Below are 23,207 nucleotides of genomic sequence, written 5' to 3' on the forward strand. Positions count from 1 at the left end.
TGCGCCCGGCACCCCCCACCAGCTCGGAAAGGTGCATCGACCCATGCATGTCTCCCTCTTACGTCGAGTGCGGGCAGCGGTGACGGCGCCGCGGCTCGCGGTGGTGCTGCTCGCCGTGGCGCTTCCCGCGCTCTTCCTCACCTCCGTCCAGGCCGAGGTCCAGCCTCGTCCGCAGGCCGTCTCCGTGCAGGCCGTCTCCGTGCAGGCCGTCTCCGTGAAGGCCGCGGAGCAGGTGCTGACCTGGACCGCCGACGACAGCATGACCGCGTACAAGACGGCGCCGGAATCGGCGACGGCGGGCCCCGCCACCATCGTCTTCGAGAACAGCACGGCAACCGGCAACACGACCGGCATGACGCACACGCTGACCTTCGACGTCTCGACCCCCGGCTACAACCACGACGTCAACCTCAACATCATCGCCAGCCCCTTCGACGCCGACGGCGGCCGGCACGTCGCCCAGGTGAACCTCACCCCCGGCAAGTACCGCTACTCCTGCGTGATCCCCGGACATGGCCAGATGGTCGGCGAGTTCGTCGTCACCGACGGCGGGGGCGAGGACACGACCGCGCCGCAGGTCGCCGCGCAGGTGGCGGGCGACCAGAACGAGGAAGGCGCCTACGTCGGCGCGGCGACGGTCACGATCTCGGCAAGCGACACCGAGTCCGGCGTGGACAGCGTCGAGTACGCGCTCGACGGCGGCGAGTTCGCCGCCTACACCGCCCCGGTCTCGGTCGACCAGCCCGGCGAGCACACGGTGACCTTCCGCGCCACCGACAAGGCGGGCAACACCTCGGAGGTGGGCTCGGTGACGTTCACCGTGGCGGCTCCGCAGGGCGACGACACCACGCCGCCCGAGGTCACCGGGGAGGTGACCGGCGACAGGAACGAGGAAGGCCAGTACGTGGGCGCGGCGACGGTGACGCTCACGGCGAGCGACGCCGGCTCCGGCGTGGACACCGTGGAGTACTCGCTGGACGGCCAGCCGTTCGCGGCGTACACCGAACCGCTGCCGGTGGACCAGCCCGGCGAGCACACGGTGTCGTACCGTGCCACCGACAAGGCGGGCAACACCTCGGAGGTGGGCTCGGTGACGTTCACCGTGGCGGCCTCGCAGGGCGGGGACACCACCCCGCCGCAGGTCTCCGCGCAGCTCTCGGGCCAGCAGGACTCGGCGGGCAACTACGTCGGCTCGGCGACCGTGATGCTCTCGGTGAGCGACACCGAGTCGGGGGTCGCCACGCTGGAGTACTCGCTCGACGGTGAGCCCTACGCCGAATATCCGTCCCCGGTGTCGGTCACCGAGCCCGGCGCGCACACCTTCGCGTACCGGGCCACCGACCGGGCCGGCAACACCTCGCCGGTGGCGACGTTGCGGTTCACCGTGGTCTCTCCCGAGGACGACACCACGCTGCCGCAGGTGGCGGCCGCGCTCACCGGCACCCAGGACTGGGCCTGGAACTACGTGGGCTCGGCGACGGTGACGCTGACGGCGAGCGACGTCGGCTCAGGGCTGGACAAGGTGGAGTACTCGCTGGACGGCCAGCCGTTCGCGGTCTACACGAAGCCGCTGAAGGTCGACCAGCCCGGCGCGCACGTCCTGTCGTACCGGGCCACCGACAAGGCGGGGAACATGGCGGTCGGCACCGCCCCCTTCATGATCGTCGAACCCGCCGCCGAGTAGTTTTCGAGCTCCGGCCCCGGGGTCCCGGGGCCGGACGGAAGCGCGGCTCAGCCGCGCTCGCGCATCGTGAGGAAGCAGACGGCGGCGGCCACCGTCAGGACCGGGACGCCCACGAGGATCGGAGCTCTCAAGCCCCACTCCGCCGCGACCAGGCCGCCGAGGAGGGCGCCCAGCGGGGAGGCGCTCATCACCGCGGTCATCGCGGCGCTGCTCACCCGGCCGAGCATGTCGGCCGGGGTGAGTCGCTGGCGCGTGGTGCGGGCCACGACGGCCCAGACGCCGAACGCGCCGCTTGTGACGATCAGGCCCCCGGCCACCACGACGGGGGAAGAGGTGAGGCCGATCATCAGCTGCCCGATCGCGGCGGAGCCGAGACACCCGGCCAGCGCCCCCGCCGGGCTGATCAGGCGCGTGACGCGGGCCGCCAGGGCGCCTCCCGCGAGGCCGCCGATCGCGCCGACGCCGAGCAGCAGGCCGTAACCCCAGGCCGGGAGGCCGAGGACCGCGGGCACGTACAGGACGAGGACGGCGAACCAGACGCTGTCCATCGCGGCGAACACGGCGCGAACCCGGACCGGCCGAGCAGCGTCAGACGTCTCTTGTCCTGCTCGCGGCGGAGCGTGCCGGCCTTGGCCTCCAGCCGGCGCAGCGCCCGGAAGCGCCGGTTGTACTGCCGTTTCGACACCTCGATGCCGGCCGCCTCGCGTTCGGCCCTGTCCAGGCGGTCGTCGAGGAAGTCGCCGTGCCCGGTGAGCCAGCCGACCTCGTCTCCCACGCGTGCGGCGAACCCCATGAGCGCGTCCGGCCGGTCGCCGTCCACCGTGGACGCCTCCTCGGGCACCTCGAACAACCGCGCCGTCGCCGCCACCTGCCGCGCCCCGCCCACGGGCCGGGCGAAGTCCTCGCTCATCGAGGTCGCGTACCCGCGCCGCGCGCCGGAGTGCTCCGCCGCCCGCTCCAGCAGCTCGCGCTCCCGATCGGTCAGGCCCGGTTCCGCGCGCAGGACGAGCTCGGCGATGTCCTCGGGACGCCGCCGCTGATCGAGTGACGCGTGCAGCTCCGCCAGAAGCGCGTGATCAGTCACGCTGCTCATTATGACCATGGTCCATCACGGCCACTGGGCGGCGCTGCCGATGGGCCGATCGGGCACTCCAGGCAGACGACGAGATATGCGTCGCCGATCATGAGGCCGCTGGGGGGCCGGTCAGCTCGGGGAAGATCTCCGCCACGTCGTACGGGGGCGGCGGCGTCGTCAGGCCCACGTCTTCTCCTCCGGTCAGGTCAGGGAGTGACGGTACCGAACCAGCGGGACAGTTCGGTGGTCAGCTCTGACTGGGTGTCGCCGGTCCAGGCCACGTGGCCGTCCGGGCGGAGGAGGAGGGCGGGGGCGGGCAGGCCGGCGGTGCGGGCCGCGATGTGGTCCACGCGGTCCGTCCAGCCCTCGGCCGAGAGGCGGCCGGTGCCGTCGAGGAGCAGGGCGCGGCCGGAGCGCATGCGCGGGTAGAGGCGGCCGTCGCCCAGGTCGATGTCGCGCAGGCGGCGTCCCACCAGGCCGGAGCCGGGGCCGAAGTCGTAGCGGACGCCGATGGCGGTGAGCTGCTCGGCGAGGTACGTGCTCACCTCGTCGAACCGCAGGAGCCGCCCCAGCAGCCGTCCCACCGCCCTGGGGCCTGGCTCGGCGGACATCAGGTGCATGCGGACACGCGTGTCGTCCAGCACGCCGGCCGCCACCGGGCGGCGTTCGGCCTCGTAGGTGTCCAGCAGCCCGTCCGGCGCCCAGCCCGCGACCTCGGCGGCCAGCTTCCAGCCGAGGTTGAAGGCGTCCTGGACGCCGAGGTTCAGCCCCTGCCCACCGGCCGGTGGATGGACGTGGGCCGCGTCCCCGGCCAGCAGCACCCGGCCCGCGCGGTAGCGGTCGGCCAGGCGGGTGGCGTCGCCGAAGCGGGACAGCCAGCGTGGGGCCCGTACGCCGAAGTCCGTGCCCGCGACCGCCTTGAGCGCCTGCCGGAAGTCCTCAAGCGCGGGCGGCACGGCGCGGTCCTCGGCCACGTCCAGCGCGGGCACGACCACCCGGTACGCCCCGCCGCCCAGCGGCGCCAGGCCGAAGCGCGGCTGCGTCTGACGGATCCGCGCGACGGCGGCGGCGATCGCCGACGGGTCCTCGTCCGCCTCCATCTCGCCGAGCAGCGTGTCCATCCTGCTCGGCTCGCCGGGGAAGCCGATGCCGAGCAGCTTGCGCACGGTGCTGCGGCCGCCGTCGCAGCCCGCGAGGTAGCGGGCGCGCAGGCGCGTGCCGTCGCTCAGCTCGGCGGTCACGCCGTCGTCGTCCTGGTCGAGGTCGGTCAGCTGGGCGCCGCGCCGGATCTCGGCGCCCAGCCCCGCGGCGTGCTCGGCCAGCAGGCGTTCGGTGACGATCTGCGGGATGGCGAGCAGGTAGCCGTGCGCGGTGTCCAGATCGGCGGGCGCGGGCCGGTCCGCCCCGCCGAGTGAGACGCGCAGCGGGTGCCGGCGGCCGTGGTCGAGGAAGCGTTCCAGCAGGCCGCGCTGGTCCATGATCTCGATGCTGCGTACGTGCAGGCCCTGCGCCTTGGCGTACGGGGCCGGCTCGGTCTCCTTCTCCAGCACCAGCACCCGTACGCCGTGCAGCCGCAGCTCGGCCGCCAGCATCAGACCGGTCGGCCCGCCACCTGCGATGATCACGTCGAACATGCGCTCCAGTCTGGGCCGTGCCCGGGGTCTTGCCGCAAGCCCCGGGTCGCGCTATAGCTTGGAAGCGGCAGGGGGGACGCGATAGACCGACACGTGCGAGCGTGACTCGGCGGTGAACTCGGCTCCCGCCCAGTCCGCGTGCCGGGTCTCCAGCTCCATTCCGGCCAGCTGAGCCATGAGGTCGAGTTCGGCCGGCCAGATGTAGCGGTGCGGGCTGCGGAACAATTCGGCCTGCCTGCCCTCGGAGAACCTGAAGTGGTGTGAGACGACGTGCTGGCGCAGCACGTCGTAGGTGTACAAGCCGATGTAGCCGGGCTCGGAGTGCCGGACCGTGGCCTGCCGCCCCGGGGGCAGCTCGCGCAGCTCGGGTACCCACAGCTCGATCACGAACCGGCCGCCGGGGCTGAGATGCCGGGCGGCGTTGCGGAAGCACGCGACCTGTTCGGCCTGCGTGAGCAGGTTCGAGATGGTGTTGTAGATGAGGTAGACGAGCGTGTACTTCCCCGGGGCCGTGGCCGTCGCCATGTCACCGACGACCACCGGGATCGTCGCCTCGTCCGCCTTGGCACGCAGTTGGGCGATCATGGCGGGTGACAGCTCGATGCCGGTGACCGGCACCCCGCGCTCGGCGAGCGGCACGGCCACCCGGCCGGTTCCGATGGCGAACTCGAGCGCCCGCCCGTCCCCGGCGAGGCCGGCGAGGCGGTCCACCGCTGGCCCCAGGACCTCGGGGGCGAACATGCCGGTGCCCGGCGTGTCGTAGCGCTGCGCGGTCTCGGCGTCCCAGATGTCTTCCTGTCGCATGCCGGCCACGGTGCCAACGAGGCGCCGGTGATGTCCACCGAAATGACGGCCGACGCCGGTGACGGCGTCGGCCGTGCTCGGAGATCCGGCAGGTCAGTGGTCGTGTCTCCGCAGGATCGGGCGCAGCACCTTCTCGTACGCCTTCGCGTACGTCGCCATGCCGAGGTCGCTCGGGTGCGAGCCGTCCACCAGCTCCTCAGGCCCGGGGAGCTTGTCGGCCGAGAGGTAGGACAGACCTCTGACGCCGGAGGCGCGCAGGTTCTCGTAGGCCGTGCGCAGGGCGGCCGCGTTCTGGGCGTTGCGGGTGCGGCGGAACTCGACGAACTGGCCGTCGCCGTACCGGCGGTCCTCGACCATCACGATGGGCGTGTCGGGGCGGGCGGCGCGCAGGATGCGGATGAAGGGTTCTGCGCGCTCGGAGATCTGCTGCGGGTTCATGTTGGGGGAGCTGTCGACCACGTAGACGGACGCGTCGAGCTCGGTGAGGAGCTGGGCGATCTCGGGCTCCATGCGCGCGTTGCCGGAGAAGCCGAGGTTGATGGTGGGGACGTCGAAGCGGCGGCCCAGGAGCGCGGTGATGGACATGCCGGGCCTGGACGCGACGCCGCCCTGCATGATCGAGCTGCCGTAGAAGACGGCGGGCGGGGTGGTGCGCGGCGCGACCCCGAGGAACTTGGCGCCGGCCTGGACGCCGATCTCCAGCCGCTGCGGGCTGTTGTAGAGCGGCAGGTACGCGGTGTAGAGGCGCTCGCCCGGATCGACCGCGATGCCCATCTGCTGGTCGACGTTCTGCGCCGCCGGGTGCGTGTTGGCGAGCCAGGCGTCCTGGCCTTCCGGGGTGCGCGCGTACAGGTCGACGCCGCTGTGGCCGATGGCGGGCATGTGGTACATCGCGACGGTGGCCAGGCTGAGCCGGTAGCGGGCCCGGAAGATGGTCGAGTCGGTGACGAACCGGGTCAGGAGCCCCGAGGAGTTGCGGCTGCGCACCCAGACCTCGGGGGTCACGACGCCTTCCGCCTTGGCCGGCAGCCGGTCGTAGTAGGCCGCCGTGTCGGACCAGCCCTTGCCCTCGACGCCCCAGTGCGAGACGTCGTACCAGGCGATGTCGCCCTCGACGCTGGGCGTCACCTCGACGAACTCGGTGGGCCACGCGGCGGGCGGGTGCGGGACGGCGGCGTTCGCCGGCGTCGGTAACAGGCCGGGGATCGCGAGGGCGGCGCCGCCGGCGCCCGCGAGCCCGAAGAGATGACGTCGATTGACCATGTGGTTGCCCATCGGTGCTCCCTTGTCGGAACGATGCTGCTCAGGGCTGAGGCCGGTCGGGGGGAGGCGCGGGTCGGGGCAGGGTGGTCATGCGTCGGCCCTGATGCGACGATGATCGGACCCGGCCTGACGGTCGCGGCCAGCCATGGGACGGAGGAGTGGCGGTGGCGTCAGCACGCCCCGCCCTGGTTCACCGGAAGGTCATGATTCTTCGGTGACTGTAAGAGTTGGTATACAAGTCGTCAATACCAATCCGTGGCCGTGACGTAAAATGCGGGGGAAGTGCGGGTGTCGCCATAAAGGGGCCATAGAGGGCAGGAGGGGGTGGACGTGAGCGACGCGGACGCTCGTCGCGGGCGCAAGCACAACATGGTCCGCGAGCGGATCATGAGCCTGCTCGAAGACCTCAACGTGGGAGATCCGATTCCGCCCGAGCGGGTGCTCGAAGAGGACTGCGGCGTCTCCAGGCTCACAGTGCGGCGCGCCGTCGACGACCTGGTCAGGGACGGCCACCTCATCCGCAAGCAGGGCAGCGGCACCTACGTCGCGCGGCCCACGATCACGCAGTCGCCGACGGCGTCGTCGTTCTCCATGGGGCTGCGCAGGCGGGGCATCACGCCCTCGACCCGCGTCGTCGGCGTGGAGCGCTCCGACGCGGGCGTGCGCATGAGCTGGCGGCTGCAGATCGCGCCGTCCGACACGATCGTGACGATCCGCCGGCTGCGGCTGGCCGACGGCGACCCGATCGCGCTCGCCACCACGACGCTGCCCGACGCGCTGGTGCCCGGCCTGCCCGCCGACGAGCTGGAGGAGAAGTCCCTCTACCAGTTGCTGTCGGAGAAGTACGGCCTGAAGGTGGCGGCCGGCACGCAGACCATCGAGCCGACGGTGCTCAGCCAGGAGGAGTCGGCCGTGCTGGACGCGCCGCCGTACTCTCCGGCGTTCCTCTTCAGGACGGCGACCCGCACGTCGGACGGCGTTCCCATCGAGTTCACCCAGACGTTGTTCCGCGGCGACCGCTACATGATCACATCGGAGCTGGACCTGACGGCGACCCCTGAGGAGGACCTCGGACACCCCCGCGGAGTGACCCACACGGCGACGTCTCTGGGATGACGAGCAGCCAATTGGTCTACAAGAGGTATTGACACCTCGCGTCACAGATAACACCATTTCGTGCATCGTGACCTTGCGTCCCCTTCCTGTGGGCGCATCGATCCGAAGGCGGTCACTCATGCACAAGTCCCTGTTACGAGTCGCCGCAGGCGCGCTCTCTCTCGCACTCCTCATGTTCGGGTCGGCCTGCGGGTCCGGCGGCGACGACGCCGCGTCCGCGTCCGGCGGCGGCACGGTGACCTGGTACACGCCGATGCCGGAAGAGCCCGCCCGGCGGCTGGCCGAGGCGTTCACGGCCGAGACCGGCACCGAGGTCGAGGTGCTGCGGCAGAGCGCCGGCGAGCTCCTGGCGCGGCTGAAGGCCGAGGCGGGCCGTCCGGCGGCCGACGTGATCGGCCTGGCCAGCGGGGACGCCGGACCGCTCGCCAAGGAGAAGCTGATCCGGTCGTTCAAGCCCGCCGCCGAGGGCATCGACAAGCGGTTCGTCGACCCCGAGGGCTACTGGCACGCCAACGAGCTCATCCTGATGACCGTCGGCGTCAACGCCGACCGGTGGAAGGAGGAGACCGGCGGCGCCCCGCTCCCGACGACGTGGGACGAGCTGCTGCGCCCCGACCTGAAGGGCCAGCTCGTCATGCCGAACCCGACGCTGTCCGGCACCGGGTACACGTTCGTGGCGACGCAGATCTTCCGCCACGGCGACGAGGCGGGCGCGTGGAAGTTCCTCGACGAGTTCCACAAGCTGATCGGCCAGTACACCGACAGCGGGGGAGCGCCGTCGCAGCTGGTCGCCACCGGCGAGTACGCCGCCGGCGTCTCCTTCGCCCACGACCTGCTCAACGTGCGCGGGGCCGGGTTCCCCATCGAGCTCGTCTACCCCAAGCCCACCGGCGTCGTCATCTCCGGCAACGCGCTCGTCCAGGGCTCGCCGAACCCCCAGGGCGGCGAGAAGTTCGTCCAGTGGCTGCAGGGCAGGAAGGCGTCCCAGATGATCGTCGACCTCGTCCACTCCTACCCCGTGCGCAGCGACGTGGACCTGCCCGACGGCGCGCAGGGTCTCGCCGAGCTCGACCTGGTGGACTACGACCCGGTACGCGCGGGTGAGATGCGCGACGCGGTGTCCAAGGAGTTCGCCAAGCGGTACGGGGTCTGATGCCCGTGCCTTCGACGACCCAGCGGACCGTCGTACCAGAAGAAAGGACCGAGCGGGCCCCCGGGACCCGGCCTGACTGGCAGCGGCGCAGTCGCCGCCGCCTGCTGGCCGACCGGATCACGGTGGGCACGCTCGTCGCCTACGTCGCCGGCCTGCTCCTCCTCCTCGTCCTCGTGCCGACGGTCGCCATGCTGTTCGAGCCCGACGGCGAGGCGTGGAGCAGGCTGGCCGAGCCGCGCGTGGCGACGGCCGCGAAGAACACCGTCGTCATCGGTGTGGCCTCGACGCTGAGCGCCACCGTGGTCGGCTTCCTGTTCGCCTACGCCCTCAGCCGGCCCGACATCAGGGGCCGGGCCGTGCTGCGGGTGATGGCCCTGCTCCCGCTGATCTCGCCGCCGTTCGTCGTCGGCCTGGCGGTGCTGCTGCTGTTCGGGCGGCGCGGCCTGATCACGCACGAGCTGTTCGGTCTCGACATCAGCCTCCTGGGGCTCGGCGGGCTCTGGCTCGTGCAGACGCTCGCCTTCTTCCCCATGGCCACGCTGACCCTGCTGCCGACGCTGAAGAACATCGGCTCCACCCTGGAGTGGGCCAGCCGGGACCTCGGCTGGACCTGGTTCCAGACCTTCCGCCGGGTCACGCTGCCGCTGGCGTTCCCCACGATCCTGAACGCGCTGCTGCTCGTCGGCATGTTCGTCATCACCGACTTCGGCAACCCCGTCCTCATCGGGGCCGGGTACCAGGTGCTGTCGGTCGAGGCGTACGTGCAGGCCGTGGGCCGGCAGGACTTCGGGATGGCGGCGGTGCTGTGCGTGCTGCTGTTCGTACCGACGCTGATCCTCTTCCTGATCCAGCGGCGCGTGCTCGCGCGGCGCTCCGCCGTCACCGTGTCGGGGAAGACGGGCAGCCTGCCGCCCGCGCCGCTGCCCGCGGCCGTGCGGCGCGGCCTGCTCACCGTCCTCGGCCTGGTGAGCGTCCTGATGATCCTCATCTACGGGAGCATCCTGGTCGGCTCGTTCACCCGGGCGTGGGGCGCGGACTGGAGCCTGACGCTGGACCACTGGCAGACGGCCCTCCTGCGCGGCGACGACATCCGCAACTCCGCGCTGTTCTCCGCCACGGCGGCGATCATCACGACGATCAGCACGCTGGTCGCCGCGTACGTCGTGCACCGCACGCGGGTCTTCGGCCGGGGCGTGATGGACGGGCTCGCGGTGCTGCCGTCGGCGATCCCCGGGACGATGATCGGCATCTCGTGGCTGCTCACGTTCAACGAGCCGCCGATCGCGCTGACCGGCACCGCGCTGATCCTGGTGCTGGTCATGGTCGTGCGGGCCATCCCGGTCGGCTACCGGACCGCGGTGACCACCATCAACCAGATCAGCCCGTCGATCGACGAGGCCGCCACCGACCTCGGCGCCTCGCGCGCCCGGGTCATCGTCCAGATCATGTTCCCCCTGCTGGGCGGCGCGTTCACCACGTCGCTCGTGTTCGGGTTCCTCCACGCGATCAACACGCTGAGTGCCGTGATCTTCCTGACCTCGCCGGGCATCGGCCTGGGCGCGCCCACCATCGTCAACCTCGCCGAGTTCGGCCAGTGGGGCGCCGCGACCGGCGTCGCGGCCGGCCTGATGGTGGTCAGCTTCGCCGGGCTCGCCGTCGCGAAGCTCGCCCTCGGCTCCCGGCTGCGGCTCTACGACCTGTGACACCTGCTGATGGAGATTCCATGATCGAACTGAAGGCGTTGTGCAAGTCGTTCGGCGGGGTGCCGGCCGTACGCGACCTCGACCTCGTCGTCGGCCGCGGCGAGTTCCTCTGCCTCCTCGGCTCCAGCGGGTGCGGCAAGAGCACCACGTTGCGGATGATCGCCGGGTTCATCCAGCCGGACAGCGGGAGCGTGCTCATCGACGGCGTGGACGTGTCGGGGTACGGCCCCGACGCGCGGCCGACGTCCATGGTGTTCCAGGACTACGCGATCTTCCCGCACCTCACCGTCGCGGAGAACATCGAGTTCGGGCTGAAGGCGCAGAAACTGGCCAAGGACGAGCGGGCCCGGCGCACCGAGGAGGCGCTGGAGCTGGTCGGCCTCACGGGTCTCGGCGGCCGGCGGCCGAACGAGCTGTCGGGCGGCCAGCAGCAGCGCGTCGCGGTCGCCCGGTCGCTGGCGATCCGGCCGTCGGTGCTGCTCATGGACGAGCCGCTGTCCAACCTCGACGCGAAGACCCGCATCCAGTTGCGCACCCAGCTGCGCGAGATCCAGCGCGACACCGGGACGACGATCGTCTACGTCACCCACGACCAGGAGGAGGCGCTGGCCCTGGGCGACCGGATCGCCGTCATGAAGGACGGCTCGCTCGAACAGCTCGGCAGCGGGCACGAGATCTACCTGGCCCCGTCCAACGGGTTCGTCGCCGACTTCGTCGGCATCACGAACTGGCTGGCGGGGGAGTACGCGGGCGGCTCGGACGAGTCGTGGGAGGTGAACGTCGCGGGAGCGGTGCTCCCCGCGACGCCCGCGAGCACGTCGTCCTCCGTCTCGCCCGGCTCACCCGTGGACGTGTCGGTACGCCCCGAGGACGTGTCGCTCAGCGAGGAGGACGCCCCCGGCGCGGGGGCGCTGCGCGGCGTCGTCCGCGACGTGCAGTTCCTCGGCCCGGTCGTCCGCACCTACGTCGAGGTCGGCGGCTCGGTCGTGATCGTGCACTCGGCCCAGAGCGGCTGGTCGCCGGGGGCGAAGGTGCGGCTGAGCATCGGCGAGGGAGCGGCGCGGGCGTTCCCCAGGGTCGAGGGCGCGTGGCGCCCGCCGGAAGCCGCCGCCCGTCCCGTCGTCGCGGCGGCGGCGAGCTGACGGCATGGGCATCGCACACGAAGAGGCGGACCTGCGCGAGCTGCTCGTCGAGCGGAGACTGTCCGGCGGCATCAGGACCGTCCGCCGGCAGTCACTGGCGTACGCGCACAAGATGCTCAAGGGAGACCTGGACAACACCTTCGGCCTGGAGGACTGGCGTACCGCGGCCATCGACGAGGTCGTGGCCGCCGTCGAGGCCGGCATCGGCGACCGCATCACCGACGGCGACCCCGAGCTCGGGTACATCGCGCCCGAGCACACGCTGGCCGGCATCAGGGCGCACGCCGACGCCCTCGCCCCCTTCCTGCGGGACGGCGGCGGCACGGTGCTGCTGGCGACCGGGCACCCGACCGGGCTGCTCGACCACTACGCCGACCTGGCGCGCGCGCTGCGGAGCGCGGGCAACAGGATCGTCCGCGTCCTCGACGACCACCGGCTCGACCGCGCCGTCGGGGCCCACGCCGCCGGCGAGACCGGGATCCGGTTCTTCGGCGGGGTCGCGTGCGCCTTCCACGACGAGGCGATCCTGCACACCCACCGGCCCGACTACATGGAGGCCATGATCGCCGCGGTGGCCGGCGGCGGCGCGCGGATCGATCTCGTCATCGCCGACCACGGCATGGCGGGCGCGGCGATCGCGGCCGGCCTGCACACGCTGTCGATCGCCGACGCCAACGACATCGCCCTGTTCCTGGCGCACGCCAGGGGACGGCACGAGCCCGTCCTGCCGATCGAGGACAACTTCACGCCCGCCGAGTTCGCGCCGGTGACGGCGTACATGCTCCGGCGCGCGGCCGATATCGCTGTTTGAGGAGGATGGTCATGTCCCGTCGTGGTTTGCGGCGCTGGAGCCTGTTATCTGCGGCTCTCGCTTTCGTCCTGACCGGCCCGGCGTACGCGGCGACGCCGCCGCCCGCCGCCGCGGCGGTCGTCGTCGAGGGCCGCACCGAGACCTACCGTGAGACCCAGCCGGTCGCTCCCGGCGTCGAGCTGAGCACGGTCGAGCTGTACGGGCCCGACGGCGCCACCGGGGAGCCCGGCTGGCTGCAGACGTACCAGATGTCCGTCGACCTCAAGGCCGGCGTGCAGATCGGGCGGCTGTTCCCCGGCCAGGTCGCCGCGCGGCGGCCGCTGCTCGACATGGCGCGCGAAGCGGGCGCCATCGCGGCGACGAACGCCGACTACTTCGACATCGCCGCCTCGGGCGCGCCGTGGGGCGTGGCCGTCCAGGACGGCGAGCTGCTGCAGTCGCCGCTGCCCAACACGAAGGCGACGCAGACGAACCAGACCGCGGTGATGTTCTCCGAGGACCAGATCGGCGCCATCGGCGAGATCGTCTTCGAGGGCACCGTCAAGCTGCCCGGCGGGACCGTCCCCCTGGACGCGCTCAACAAGGCCGAGCTGCTCAAGGACCAGATCGGGATGTTCACCCCGGTCTGGGGCACCTACTGCCGCTGCCATCCGGTCAGGGGCGTCGCGCGGACCATCGAGGTGGTCGTGCGCGACGGCGTCGTGACCGAGGTGCTGGACGTCCCCCGCGAGGGCGCGATCACCGAAGGCGCGTTCGTGCTGGTGGGACGGGAGGCCGGCGCCGACGCGCTGTCCTCGCTGCGGGTCGGCGACCCCGTCTCCGTCGACTACGCCGTACGCGCTCCCGGCGACATGAAGGTCAAGGCGGCCGTGAGCGGACGCCAGCTCATCGTCGCCGACGGCAAGCCGCTCCAGCTCCCGCCCGAGAACAACACGCCGGAGCCCCGCACCGCCGTCGGGTTCTCCGCCGACGGGACCAAGATGTGGCTGGTCGCGGTGGACGGCCGGCAACCCGAGTTCTCCCGCGGCGTCGGGCTGGACGAGCTGGCCGAGATGATGGTGAAGCTGGGGGCGCACACCGCGCTCAACCTCGACGGCGGCGGCTCGACCACGCTCGTCGTCCGCGAACCGGGCCAGCAGCAGGTGGACCTCGTCAACCGGCCGTCGGACGCGGCGGGCACCCGTCCCGTGCCGACCGGGCTGGCCATGTTCCTGCCCAAGGGCAGCGGCAAGGCCAAGGGCTTCTGGGTGAGCACGGCGACCGAGCGCGACCGGTTCCCCGGGCCCGAGGCCGCCGCGTCGTGGCGTACCGAGCGGGTCTTCCCCGGGCTCACCCGCCGGCTGACGGCGGCCGCGTACGACGAGACGTACGGGCCCGCCGACAAGCCCCGCAACGTCAGGCCGCAGTGGCGGGCCGGCAACGGCCGGGTCGGCCGGGTGGACCGCGACGGCGTCTTCCGGGCGCTGGCGTCCGGTGAGACGACCGTGACGGCCAAGCACGGCAAGGCCGCCGGCGACATCGGCCTCACCGTGCTCGGCCCGCTGGCCCGCCTGGAGACCGGCACCCGCCGCATCAACCTCCTGACCAAGGACGCCCAGGGGACCTTCGAGGTCAACGGCGCGGACGCCGCCGGATACGCCGCCCCCATCGACCCCGCCGACGTCCGCCTCACCTACGACAAGGCGGCGCTGGACGTGACCCCGACCGGCGACGGCGCGTTCACCGTCACCGCCAAGGCCGCCGAGGGCGAGCACGTCGTCACGGTGACCGCCGGCGGCGTGCGGACCGAGCTGGTCGTCGGCATCGGAACCTCCCAGGACGTCGTGGACACCTTCGACGACACGTCGAACTGGGACTTCTGGAGCCTGCGCGCCACCGGCACCGCCTCCTCCACCCCCGACGGTCACGCCGGGAACGGGCTGAAGCTGGACTACGACTTCACCCAGAGCACCGAGACGCGCGGCGTCGGCATCTGGCCGTCCGCCAACCTCCTCCCGGTGGCCGGCCAGCCGACGGCGTTCAAGCTGTGGGTGCGGTCGGAGGGCCACGACCAGCGGACCCGCCTGGAGGTCGTCGACCGCAACGGCACCCTGCACACGATCGAACCCGCCTTCATCACCGAACCCGGGTGGCAGCAGATCACGTACGACGTGCCGGACGGCATGGCGTACCCGGTGAGCCTGCGCCGCATCTTCTTCAACGAGATCAACCCCGACGCCCGCTACACCGGCACGCTGGTCCTGGACGAACTGACCGCCGTGGCCGCCGGCTGACCCCACCTGGGCGCGGCGACCGATCGGTCGCCGCGCCCAGGCATGCACTCGACCCGCACGGTGCGATCGAGGCGTGCTCAACGTCCAGGAGCCCGTCACGCTTGCGGTCATCATGGGTCTCCAGGCCGTCACCGCCACCGCGCTCCGCCTCACCCACCGTGCCGGCCGGTGAGGCGGAGCAGGGCGGACTCGCGGAGCGGGGTGAGCAGGGGATTGTCGTCGCCGGCTCGCGTCGCGAGTGCCACCTGGCTCGGCGGCACGCCGTCCAGGGGGACGCTGGTGACGCCCGGGTGGTCCGCGCGCAGGCCGGCGGAGACGATGGCCACGGCCTGGCCGGCGGCGACGATCTCGAACTTCTCCTCGGGCGACTCCACGAGCGGGCCGTCCGCGCGGGGGACCAGGCGCCAGTACGCGTTCCACAGCGGGTCGGGCAGGCGGGGGATGGGTTCGCCGTCGAGGTCGTCGAGGGTCACGTGGTCCTTGCCGGCCAGGCGGTGGTCGCGGGCGACGAGGACGACGCGCGGCTCGTCGTACAGGAGCGTCACCTGGAGGCCGGCGTCGCGGAGCGGGAGGCGGCACACCGCCGCGTCCACCCGGCGCTCCAGCAGCGCGGCGCGCGGTTCGTTCCAGGCCAGCTGCACCACGCGGACGTCGGCGTCGGGATGGCGGTGGCGCAGCTCGCGTACGGCGGGCAGGACGGGCACGTGCAGGGTGTGCCCGATCGCGATCCTGCGGGGACGGGCCGCGGCGCGGGTGGCGGACACCGCCTGCGCCGATGACCGCAACAACGCCTTGGCGCGCGGCAGGAACACCTCGCCGGCCTCGGTGAGCCGGGTGCCGTGCGGGGTGCGGTCGAGCAGGGGAGTGCCGAGCCGGCGTTCGAGCGCGCGGATCTGGCGGCTCAGCGAGGGCTGGGTGATGTGCAGGGCCTGCGCGGCCCGGCCGAAGTGCCGGTGCTCGGCGACGACGGTGAAGTAGCGCACTGATCGTAAGTCGAGATCCGGCTCTGACTCGGCCATGCCTGCAGCATAGCTCCGGGCCTGACGTCGGGTGATGCCTCGGGCGTATGAGGATGCCGCACAGGCTTTGGACCGCGCGGGCGGGCTCTCCCGACCATGGGAGCCATGAGAAGAAGCGAGAACCACGTGTCCGCGACGACGCGCCGCGCCGTGCTCAGAACGGCGGCCGGGCTGTCGGCCGTCCCCCTCCTCGCCGGCACGACGGCGGCGGCCGCGCCCGGCGAGGACGAGATCCTGCGGCAGATGGCCGACGCGTTCGGCCAGCAGCTCCGCTCGCCGATCATGCACACGCCGGCGGAGCAGGGCCTCGACTACGAGGACGTCACCTTCCAGGCGATCGACGGCGTGCCCATCGAGGGCTGGTTCATCCCCGCCCGTGGCTCCGACCGGCTGATCATCGCCAACCATCCGATGGGATTCAACCGGTCGGGGCTGCCCGGCCATCTGGAGCCGTGGACGTCGATCTGGAGCTCCAGTGGCAACGACATCGAGGTGGATCTCGTGCCCGACTACAAGATCCTGCACGACGCCGGCTACAACGTGCTCGCCTACGATCTGCGCAACTCCGGCCTCAGCGGCGCCGCCAACGGCGGCATCGCCTCCAGCGGGATCTTCGAGTCGCGTGACGTGCTCGGCTCGCTCCGGTACGCGCGCGAGCGCCGCGACACCAAGGGCATGCGGATCGGGCTGTTCAGCCGCTGCCTGGGCTGCAGTTCGACGTTCCACGCGATGAGCAGGGAGCCGCGGGCGTTCGAGGGCGTGCGCTGCCTGGTGGGGCCGCAGCCGGTCACCATGGAGGTCATCATGGCGCGGCGGCTGGTCATGGCAGGGGTGCCGGCCGATCGCATCGACGAGCTGGAGCGGCTGGTGGTGCTGCGGACCGGCATCCCGTTCGCGGCACGGCAGCCGCGGGAGTGGGCGAAGGGGGTGCGGGTTCCGACGTTCCTGTACCAGGTGCACGACGACACGCTCACGCATCCGAGCGACGTGCAGGCGATGTTCGACAACATCCCGGTCGCCGACAAGAGGCTCCAATGGGTACGCGGCACGAACCGCCGCTTCGACGGCTACCTGGAGTTCCAGCGGCGGCCGCAGCCGATGCTGGAGTGGTTCGCGTCCCACATGAGCTGAATCGCTGCTAACACGCTGCCGTTAGCACCTCTTGACGTAAGCACCGATAACGAAATAGCGTTTTCAGTGCTTACATGTCTGGGGAGGGAGCGCGATGAACGACCACGGCAGCAGATCCACCTTCGACCCGCACGAACCACCGGAGAAACGTACGGAAGCCCTGCTCGACCCGTCCCTGCACACCCGCCGCACGGTGATCAAGGGCGCCGCCGTGACCGCGGCCGCCGCGGCGGTGGCGGGGAGCGGCATCGCGTTCCCCGCCCCGGCACACGCCGCCGCCGCGCCCGGCACGACGATGGAGATCGAGATGACCGTCAACGGCCGGGCGCGCACGGTCGTCCTGGAGCCGCGGGTGACCTTGCTGGACGCGTTACGCGAGCGGCTCGGCCTGACCGGCACCAAGAAGGGCTGCGACCGCGGCGAGTGCGGGGCCTGCACGGTGCTGGTGGACGGCGAGCGGGTCAAGTCGTGCCTGACGCTGGCGGTGATGCGGCAGGGGGCCGAGATCACCACGGTGGAGGGGCTGGCGCGGGGCGACGAGCTGCACCCGGTGCAGGAGGCGTTCATCAAGCACGACGCCTTCCAGTGCGGCGCCTGCACGCCCGGCCAGATCATGTCGGCGGTGGCCTGCATCGACGAGGGGCACGCGGGTTCCGAGACGGAGATCCGCGAGTGGATGAGCGGGAACCTGTGCCGGTGCGCGGCCTACCAGAACATCGTGGCCGCCGTCGCCGACGCCGCGAAGGAGGTGCGGCGATGAGGGCCTTCGGCTACACCGTAGCCCGCGACCCGGCCGGCGCGGTGCGGGCCGCGACGAGCACCCCCAACGCGACGTACGTGGCGGGCGGCACGGACCTGCTCAACCTCATGCGTGACGGCGCCGAGGCCCACGACCACCTCATCGACGTCAACCGGCTGAACCTCGCCTCCATCACCGCCCGCTCCGGCGCGCTGCGCATCGGAGCGGCGGCCAGGATGCGGCAGGTCGCCGAGCACGCCGGGGTGCGCGAAGAGTTCCCCGTGCTGTCGGAGGCGCTGCTGGCCTCGGCGTCCCCGCAGGTGCGCAACATGGCCTCGATCGGCGGGAACCTGTTGCAGCGCACCAGGTGCGGATACTTCCGCGACGCCGGCTCGGCCTGCAACAAGCGGGTGCCCGGCAGCGGCTGCCCCGCCATCACCGGTCAGAACAGGCCGCACGCCGTCCTCGGGGGCAGCGACCACTGCATCGCCACCCACCCCTCCGACCTGGCGGTGGCGCTGACCGCGCTGGAGGCGACCGTGCACCTGCTCGGCCCCGGTGGCGAGCGCGCGGTCCCCATCGCCGACTTCTACCTCCTGCCCGGGTCCACTCCTGACCAGGAGACGGCCATGCGTCCCGGCGAGCTGATCACCCGGGTCGACGTGCCCCGCACGGACCTCGCCGGGCGGTCGCGTTACCTGAAGCTGCGCGACCGGGCCACGTTCGAGTTCGCGGTGGTGTCGGTGGCCGCCGCGCTGCGGACGAGGGGCGGCGTGGTGCGGGACGTACGGCTGGCGTTCGGCGGCGTGGGCACCCGCCCGTGGCGGGACACCCGGGTCGAGGCGGCGCTGCGGGGCCGTCCGCTCACCCCGCAGGCGATCCAGGAGGCGGGCCGGCTCCTGGTCGCGGACGCGAAGCCGTACGAGGGGAACGCGTTCAAGGTCGAGCTCGTCCAGCGGGCGCTGGTGAGCATCCTCGGTGAGCTGGGAGGGCTGCGATGAGCGGGCTGGTGGGCAAGGGCGTGGCGCGGGTGGACGGCCGGGCGAAGGTCACCGGCGCCGCCCGTTACGCCGCTGACCAGGAGGTGTCCGGTGTGCTGCACGGCGCGCTGGTGATGAGCACGATCGCGCGTGGCGAGGTGCTGGAGATCGACGGCCGGGCGGCGCTGGCGCATCCGGGCGTGGTCGCGGTCTACACGCACGCGGACCTGCGGCGGCTCAATTTGCCGAATTTTCCGTACAACCGGCGGTTCATCCCTATGCAGGACACGCGGGTGCACCAGCAGGGGCAGCCGGTCGCGTACGTCGTGGCCGAGACCCTGGAGCAGGCCCAGGAGGGGGCCGCGCTGGTGAAGGTGCGCTACCGGGCCGAGGAGCCGGTCGTCCGGATGGCGGACGTGCTCGGCGAGGCGTTCCTGCCCGAGCGGTTCCGCGACCGGCCCAACGAGATCGCCAGGGGTGACGCCGCCGCCGCGTTCGAACAGGCACCGGTACGCGTCGACCGGACGTACAGCAGCCCGATGCACCACCACAACCCGATCGAGCCGCACACCACCACCGCCGTCTGGGAGAACGGCACCCTGACCCTCTACGAGAGCACCCAGGGCGTGGTGTTCGCGCGGGACGCCGTCGCGACCGCGTTCGGGTTCGACCAGCCGGCGGAGAAGGTCAGGGTCGTCTCGCCCTACCTGGGCGGCGGGTTCGGCGCCAAGGGCCCCACGTACCCGCACACCCTGCTCACCGCGGCGGTGGCGGAGCTCTGCGGCCGGCCCGTGCGGCTGGTGCTGTCGCGCGCGCAGATGTACACCTCCAACGGCCACCGCGCCGAGCACCGCCACCACCTGCGGCTGGGCGCCGACCGGCAGGGCCGGCTGACCGCCATCGAGAGCACCTCGACGGCCCAGGTGACCCGCGTGGACGAGGCGATCTACAACGGCAGCGAGTCGGCGGTGCGCCTGTACGCCTGCCCGAACGTGCACGTACGCCAGCTCGGCGTCCGCCTCGACCTGCCCACGTCGAGCTACATGCGCTCGCCCGAGACGACCGCGCACTTCGGCCTCGAGACCGCCATGGACGAGCTGAGCTACGAGCTCGGCATCGACCCCGTCGAGCTGCGCGTACGCAACCACACCGACGTCGACCAGCAGGCCGACCCGCCCGCGCCCTACCCGGGCAAGCGGCTGCTGGAGTGCTACCGGGTGGCGGCCGAGGCGTTCGGCTGGTCACGGCGCAGGCCCAAGCCGGGCACCACCAGGGACGGCGACGAGTACGTCGGCTGGGGCATGGCCACCGAGACCCACACCCACGCCGCCATCCCGTCCCAGGCCAGGCTCACCGTCGGCACCGACGGGCGGGCGACGCTGCGGACCGCGACCCAGGAGATCGGCACCGGCACCTACACCGTGCTCACCCAGATCGCCGCGGAAGGGCTCGGCCTGCCGCTCGGGCACGTCACGACGCTGCTCGGCGACACCGCGTACCCCGCCGCCTCTCTGTCCGCCGGGTCGGCCACGATGCCCAGCGTGGCGGGCCCGGCGGCCGAGGCGGCGGGGCAGGCGCGGCAGGCCGTGATCGCGCTGGCCGTCGCCGACCCGCGCTCACCGCTGCACGGCGTGCCCGCCGGCGAGGTCGTGGCCGAGAACGGCCGCCTGTCCGCTCGCGGGCGCACGGACACCTACCGCGACGTCATGCGCCGCCACGGCCGGCCCGTCGAGGCCACGGGGAGCAGGAGGAACACCGGCGGGCACGCGTTCGGCGCGGTGTTCCTCGAGGTGCGCATCCACCCACGGCTGGGGCGGCTGCGGGTGTCGCGGGTGGTGGCCGCGTACGACCTGGGCCGGGTGCTCAACCGCAGGACCGCGCGCGGGCAGGTCATCGGCGGGGTGACGTGGGGGATCGGGTTCGCGCTGATGGAGCACACGATGGTGGACCCGAACACCGCGCGGGTCGTCAACCCGAACCTGTCGACGTACCTCGTGCCCGTCTGCGCGGACGTGCCGTCGGTGGAGGCGCTCTTCGTGGACCCTGAGGAGCCGAACGCCGAGCTGACCGGGATCCGCGGCTTCGGCGAGACGCCGGGGACCGGGGTGCCCGCTGCCATCGGCAACGCCATCTACCACGCCATCGGCCGGCGGCTCAGGGACGTGCCCTTCACTCAGGACAAGCTGCTCTGAGCGGCCCTGTCGAGCAGCTCGTCCAGCAGGGCCCGCTCGCCCGGCGTGTAAAGACCCGGCACGTCGTCGAGGACGGCCGTCAACCCCACGGCCCGCTGAGCCACGCTCGGCGGGCCGGTCGGCGTCTCCGTGGTGATCGCCGCCAGCACCGCCTCGCGCAGACGGCCGGGCAGGGCCGGGTCGCGCTGCTCCTGCGGGGTGCGGATGAGGTTGAGCGTGCAGCCGACGCTCGCCGCGTGGATCATGTCCATCGCGGTGCGTACGCCGACGGTGAGCCGGCCGGCGGCGGCGATGCGCTCGATCAGCAGGCGCAGCTTCTCCATCGACCGCTCGGTGCTGCGCCGGTGGGCGTCGGGGGTCTGGCGGCCGAACATGAGCATGTACTGCTCGGGGTTCTCCAGGCCGAAGCCGACGTGGTTGTCCCAGCCGCGGCGCAGGTCGTCCACGGGGTCGCCGGAGGGCTCCTGCCTGTCCTTGCTCGCGAGATAGCGGGCGAACCCGTCGGCGGCGACCGCTTCGAGCAGCCCGTTCATGTCGGTGAACAGGCGGTAGAGCGTGGGCGCCTGCACACCGGCCGCCGCGCTGACCGTACGCGTGGTCACCCCTTCGCGGCCCTTGTCGCGCAGCAACTGGGTGGTGGCGTCGATGATGCGCTGGCGAACCTCTTCCCGATCAGCCATATATCAACGATAACAGAATTCCGCTATCAACCGTTCTGTACGATCACCTCGGCCAACCGGCCGGGCATGGACAGGAACGGCGAGTGGGAGGCGTCGAGCGAGACGACGGACATCGGGTTGCCGGGGAACGCCGCGTCCGCCTCGGCGACGAACCTCCTCTGCACGGCCGGCTGGAGCGCCTGGTCCTTGGCGCAGAGGACGTACGTCCGCGGCACCGACCCCCAGCCCGCCCGGGTCAGCGTCGTGGTGCCCAGCATGATCCCGAGCGGCCCGTCCGGGGTCAGCAGCCCGGCGGCGGCGTCGGCGAGCACCGGATCCACATCACCGTAGAACGCCTCCCGCAACCCCCGCCGGTAGGCCGGGGCATCGGTGGCGACGTCCAGCCGCAGCGCACCGATCCCGGCCGGATCCCCCTGCAGCAGGGGCGCGACCTGATCGCCCGCGGCCTCCGGAATCCGCGTGTAGGCCGCCGCCGGCGTGTCCGACGCCGGCATGTACGCCGTGAGATACAGGGCATCCGCCACCAGTTCGGGCGCCTGCTCGGCCACCCGCGTCAGCACCGGCCCCGCCGCGCTGTGGGCGACCACCGTGACCGGCTCACCCCGGCCGACCCGCTTGACCTGCTCCGTCAGCAACGCGGCCGCGCCGTCCAGGCTCACGTCCGCGACGGGCGACACCTCTGCGGCGACCGCCGCGCGATCGTAGGGCCGCTCGGTGAACCACCGGGGACGGCGCGCATAGAGCCCGTGCCCCGCCAGGTCCACGGCGACGGCCGTCCGCCCCGCGGCGACCAGGTGGGGGATGACCTCGCTCCAGCACCAGGAGCCGTGCCAGAAACCATGAACCAATACCAGCGTGGACATGAACGCTCCCTGGGGGTGACGTCTGCAGGCTTATGGGGCACAGGAGTTCGACGGCCTGAAGAACCGCAACGGCGACTTCCCCGGCGCCACGCGGAACGGCCTCGCGATCCATACTGCCCGCCCCACGCGCGCCTCGCGGAGACTAGCGCAGGGCAGAAGTGGTCGTGTGGCGTCGGGCGAGGTGCCCCTCGCGTAGCAGCGGCGGGTGCAGAAGCTGGGCGGGGCCGCGGCGGTAGAGGGGGGCGGGACGACCTGGCTCAGTGAACCGCCGTTCCCCTGTGGCCTCCAAGAACTGGTCGGCGCGGGTGACCTTGCGACGGAAATTGCTTGGGTCGAGTTTGAGCCCCCATACGGTCTCATAGACCTTGCGCAGGTCGGAGATGGTGAACGGTTCGGGGCAGAATGCGGTGGCCACCGTCGTGTACTCCAGTTGCGACCGGGCTCGCTCCAACGCGTCGCGAAGGATGGTCAGGTGGTCGAAGGCCAGCAGATCGGGCTCGGGCAGGACCGACGACACCGGCGCCCACGCGGCCTTCGCGGCATCCGTGCCCGCCTGGGGAATCGGCAGGTCGGGGCCGAGTGCCAGGAAGGCCATGGTGATCACGCGTCCCCGAGGGTCGCGATTCGGTTCGCTGTAGGCGCGAAGTTGTTCCAGATGCAGTAGGGCCGCGTCCAGGCCCGTCTCCTCCTCGAGTTCGCGCCGGGCGGCGTGCTCAAGGGTCTCACCGGGCCGTAGGAAACCGCCGGGGAGAGCCTGGCAGCCTCTGTACGGTTCATTTCCGCGTTCGATGAGGAGAACATGTAGTTCGTCGTCCCGAATGGTGAGGATGACGAGGTCGACAGTGACCTTCATCCCCACTTGGTGCTCGCGTGACAAGACTCTCTCCCTTTAGGTCATCTTGACCTTATATGGTTGCGGACTTAAGGTCATAGCTACCTAAACTC

At 71.8% G+C, this 23,207-nt stretch carries 20 protein-coding genes; 11 read left to right on the forward strand and 9 right to left on the reverse strand.

The window, feature by feature from the left end; translation table 11 throughout:
- Window positions 1–43 precede the first annotated feature (43 nt).
- Window positions 44–1,684, forward strand: coding sequence for a chitobiase/beta-hexosaminidase C-terminal domain-containing protein (locus AB0K28_RS17580; RefSeq protein WP_364370818.1), 1,641 nt, complete (start codon window positions 44–46; stop codon window positions 1,682–1,684).
- Window positions 1,685–1,731: 47 nt separating this feature from the next.
- Here the strand turns inward: AB0K28_RS17580 and AB0K28_RS17585 are convergent, their stop codons facing one another.
- The 5 genes from AB0K28_RS17585 to AB0K28_RS17605 form a co-directional block, all read right to left on the reverse strand.
- Window positions 1,732–2,196, reverse strand: a complete 465-nt coding sequence (locus AB0K28_RS17585) for a hypothetical protein (protein ID WP_364370821.1) — start codon at window positions 2,194–2,196, stop codon at window positions 1,732–1,734.
- A complete protein-coding gene (locus tag AB0K28_RS17590; RefSeq protein ID WP_364370824.1) occupies window positions 2,088–2,768 on the reverse strand; it encodes a hypothetical protein in 681 nt (226 codons plus the stop codon). The genes AB0K28_RS17585 and AB0K28_RS17590 overlap by 109 nt, the downstream gene beginning before the upstream one ends.
- A gap of 197 nt (window positions 2,769–2,965) precedes the next feature.
- The gene (gene rox, locus AB0K28_RS17595; RefSeq protein WP_364370827.1) at window positions 2,966–4,393 is read right to left on the reverse strand and encodes a rifampin monooxygenase; all 1,428 of its coding nucleotides are present in this window, start codon (window positions 4,391–4,393) and stop codon (window positions 2,966–2,968) included.
- A 51-nt stretch (window positions 4,394–4,444) separates the two neighbouring features.
- Entirely contained in the window at window positions 4,445–5,197 is a 753-nt protein-coding gene (locus AB0K28_RS17600; protein ID WP_345388552.1) for a class I SAM-dependent methyltransferase, read from the reverse strand.
- A 93-nt stretch (window positions 5,198–5,290) separates the two neighbouring features.
- On the reverse strand, window positions 5,291–6,472 hold the full coding sequence (locus AB0K28_RS17605) for an SGNH/GDSL hydrolase family protein (protein WP_364370831.1): 1,182 nt from the start codon (window positions 6,470–6,472) through the stop codon (window positions 5,291–5,293).
- Between the two features lie 318 nt (window positions 6,473–6,790).
- Here AB0K28_RS17605 and AB0K28_RS17610 point away from each other — a divergent pair, with 318 nt between their 5' ends.
- The 6 genes from AB0K28_RS17610 to AB0K28_RS17635 all read left to right on the forward strand — a co-directional run bounded on the left by AB0K28_RS17610 (window position 6,791) and on the right by AB0K28_RS17635 (window position 14,658).
- Complete coding sequence (locus AB0K28_RS17610) at window positions 6,791–7,576, forward strand: GntR family transcriptional regulator (protein WP_364370834.1); 786 nt, start codon at window positions 6,791–6,793, stop codon at window positions 7,574–7,576.
- 118 nt (window positions 7,577–7,694) lie between these two features.
- Window positions 7,695–8,729, forward strand: a complete 1,035-nt coding sequence (locus AB0K28_RS17615) for an ABC transporter substrate-binding protein (RefSeq protein WP_364370837.1) — start codon at window positions 7,695–7,697, stop codon at window positions 8,727–8,729.
- Between the two features lie 5 nt (window positions 8,730–8,734).
- Window positions 8,735–10,432 carry an iron ABC transporter permease gene (locus AB0K28_RS17620; RefSeq protein ID WP_345388542.1) on the forward strand — a complete coding sequence of 566 codons (1,698 nt, stop codon included), beginning with the start codon at window positions 8,735–8,737 and terminating at the stop codon, window positions 10,430–10,432.
- A gap of 20 nt (window positions 10,433–10,452) precedes the next feature.
- Entirely contained in the window at window positions 10,453–11,574 is a 1,122-nt protein-coding gene (locus AB0K28_RS17625; RefSeq protein ID WP_364370840.1) for an ABC transporter ATP-binding protein, read from the forward strand.
- A gap of 4 nt (window positions 11,575–11,578) precedes the next feature.
- Complete coding sequence (locus AB0K28_RS17630) at window positions 11,579–12,385, forward strand: phosphatase (RefSeq protein ID WP_364370843.1); 807 nt, start codon at window positions 11,579–11,581, stop codon at window positions 12,383–12,385.
- A gap of 11 nt (window positions 12,386–12,396) precedes the next feature.
- A complete protein-coding gene (locus tag AB0K28_RS17635) occupies window positions 12,397–14,658 on the forward strand; it encodes a phosphodiester glycosidase family protein (protein WP_364370846.1) in 2,262 nt (753 codons plus the stop codon).
- A 149-nt stretch (window positions 14,659–14,807) separates the two neighbouring features.
- On the opposite strand, the gene AB0K28_RS17640 is transcribed toward AB0K28_RS17635, so the two are convergent.
- On the reverse strand, window positions 14,808–15,677 hold the full coding sequence (locus AB0K28_RS17640) for a LysR substrate-binding domain-containing protein (RefSeq protein WP_364370849.1): 870 nt from the start codon (window positions 15,675–15,677) through the stop codon (window positions 14,808–14,810).
- A 105-nt stretch (window positions 15,678–15,782) separates the two neighbouring features.
- Between AB0K28_RS17640 and AB0K28_RS17645 the strand changes: the two genes are divergently transcribed.
- The 4 genes from AB0K28_RS17645 (at window position 15,783) to AB0K28_RS17660 (ending at window position 20,719) form a co-directional block, all read left to right on the forward strand.
- Complete coding sequence (locus tag AB0K28_RS17645; RefSeq protein WP_364370852.1) at window positions 15,783–16,808, forward strand: hypothetical protein; 1,026 nt, start codon at window positions 15,783–15,785, stop codon at window positions 16,806–16,808.
- Between the two features lie 295 nt (window positions 16,809–17,103).
- On the forward strand, window positions 17,104–17,568 hold the full coding sequence (locus AB0K28_RS17650) for a (2Fe-2S)-binding protein (protein WP_364371198.1): 465 nt from the start codon (window positions 17,104–17,106) through the stop codon (window positions 17,566–17,568).
- Window positions 17,565–18,548 (forward strand): xanthine dehydrogenase family protein subunit M, encoded by a 984-nt coding sequence (locus tag AB0K28_RS17655; protein ID WP_364370855.1) that lies wholly within the window; start codon window positions 17,565–17,567, stop codon window positions 18,546–18,548. The genes AB0K28_RS17650 and AB0K28_RS17655 overlap by 4 nt, the downstream gene beginning before the upstream one ends.
- The gene (locus AB0K28_RS17660) at window positions 18,545–20,719 is read left to right on the forward strand and encodes a xanthine dehydrogenase family protein molybdopterin-binding subunit (RefSeq protein WP_364370858.1); all 2,175 of its coding nucleotides are present in this window, start codon (window positions 18,545–18,547) and stop codon (window positions 20,717–20,719) included. Before AB0K28_RS17655 ends, AB0K28_RS17660 begins: the two co-directional genes overlap by 4 nt.
- Here the strand turns inward: AB0K28_RS17660 and AB0K28_RS17665 are convergent.
- From AB0K28_RS17665 to AB0K28_RS17675, 3 genes are all read right to left on the reverse strand, one after another.
- Window positions 20,701–21,399, reverse strand: a complete 699-nt coding sequence (locus tag AB0K28_RS17665; protein WP_364370860.1) for a TetR/AcrR family transcriptional regulator — start codon at window positions 21,397–21,399, stop codon at window positions 20,701–20,703. The two genes, AB0K28_RS17660 and AB0K28_RS17665, sit on opposite strands and share 19 nt — an antisense overlap.
- Before the next feature lie 26 nt (window positions 21,400–21,425).
- Window positions 21,426–22,262, reverse strand: a complete 837-nt coding sequence (locus AB0K28_RS17670; protein ID WP_364370862.1) for an alpha/beta fold hydrolase — start codon at window positions 22,260–22,262, stop codon at window positions 21,426–21,428.
- 142 nt (window positions 22,263–22,404) lie between these two features.
- The gene (locus AB0K28_RS17675; protein WP_345388511.1) at window positions 22,405–23,115 is read right to left on the reverse strand and encodes an NUDIX domain-containing protein; all 711 of its coding nucleotides are present in this window, start codon (window positions 23,113–23,115) and stop codon (window positions 22,405–22,407) included.
- Between the last annotated feature and the right edge of the window lie 92 nt (window positions 23,116–23,207).

The organism is Nonomuraea sp. NPDC049504, assembly GCF_040676845.1.
In the GTDB taxonomy this organism is placed as follows: Bacteria; Actinomycetota; Actinomycetes; order Streptosporangiales; family Streptosporangiaceae; genus Nonomuraea; species Nonomuraea salmonea.

What these genes read in the sequence shown, in the direction of transcription:
- AB0K28_RS17605 (WP_364370831.1), bottom strand. Translation starts at nt 6,472, where the DNA reads ATGGGCAACCACATGGTCAATCGACGTCATCTCTTCGGGCTCGCGGGC.
- AB0K28_RS17640 (WP_364370849.1), bottom strand. Translation starts at nt 15,677, where the DNA reads ATGGCCGAGTCAGAGCCGGATCTCGACTTACGATCAGTGCGCTACTTC.
- AB0K28_RS17630 (WP_364370843.1), top strand. Translation starts at nt 11,579, where the DNA reads ATGGGCATCGCACACGAAGAGGCGGACCTGCGCGAGCTGCTCGTCGAG.
- AB0K28_RS17625 (WP_364370840.1), top strand. Translation starts at nt 10,453, where the DNA reads ATGATCGAACTGAAGGCGTTGTGCAAGTCGTTCGGCGGGGTGCCGGCC.
- AB0K28_RS17600 (WP_345388552.1), bottom strand. Translation starts at nt 5,197, where the DNA reads ATGCGACAGGAAGACATCTGGGACGCCGAGACCGCGCAGCGCTACGAC.
- AB0K28_RS17675 (WP_345388511.1), bottom strand. Translation starts at nt 23,115, where the DNA reads ATGAAGGTCACTGTCGACCTCGTCATCCTCACCATTCGGGACGACGAA.
- AB0K28_RS17645 (WP_364370852.1), top strand. Translation starts at nt 15,783, where the DNA reads ATGAGAAGAAGCGAGAACCACGTGTCCGCGACGACGCGCCGCGCCGTG.
- AB0K28_RS17655 (WP_364370855.1), top strand. Translation starts at nt 17,565, where the DNA reads ATGAGGGCCTTCGGCTACACCGTAGCCCGCGACCCGGCCGGCGCGGTG.
- rox (WP_364370827.1), bottom strand. Translation starts at nt 4,393, where the DNA reads ATGTTCGACGTGATCATCGCAGGTGGCGGGCCGACCGGTCTGATGCTG.
- AB0K28_RS17580 (WP_364370818.1), top strand. Translation starts at nt 44, where the DNA reads ATGCATGTCTCCCTCTTACGTCGAGTGCGGGCAGCGGTGACGGCGCCG.
- AB0K28_RS17615 (WP_364370837.1), top strand. Translation starts at nt 7,695, where the DNA reads ATGCACAAGTCCCTGTTACGAGTCGCCGCAGGCGCGCTCTCTCTCGCA.
- AB0K28_RS17670 (WP_364370862.1), bottom strand. Translation starts at nt 22,262, where the DNA reads ATGTCCACGCTGGTATTGGTTCATGGTTTCTGGCACGGCTCCTGGTGC.
- AB0K28_RS17635 (WP_364370846.1), top strand. Translation starts at nt 12,397, where the DNA reads ATGTCCCGTCGTGGTTTGCGGCGCTGGAGCCTGTTATCTGCGGCTCTC.
- AB0K28_RS17650 (WP_364371198.1), top strand. Translation starts at nt 17,104, where the DNA reads ATGGAGATCGAGATGACCGTCAACGGCCGGGCGCGCACGGTCGTCCTG.
- AB0K28_RS17665 (WP_364370860.1), bottom strand. Translation starts at nt 21,399, where the DNA reads ATGGCTGATCGGGAAGAGGTTCGCCAGCGCATCATCGACGCCACCACC.
- AB0K28_RS17660 (WP_364370858.1), top strand. Translation starts at nt 18,545, where the DNA reads ATGAGCGGGCTGGTGGGCAAGGGCGTGGCGCGGGTGGACGGCCGGGCG.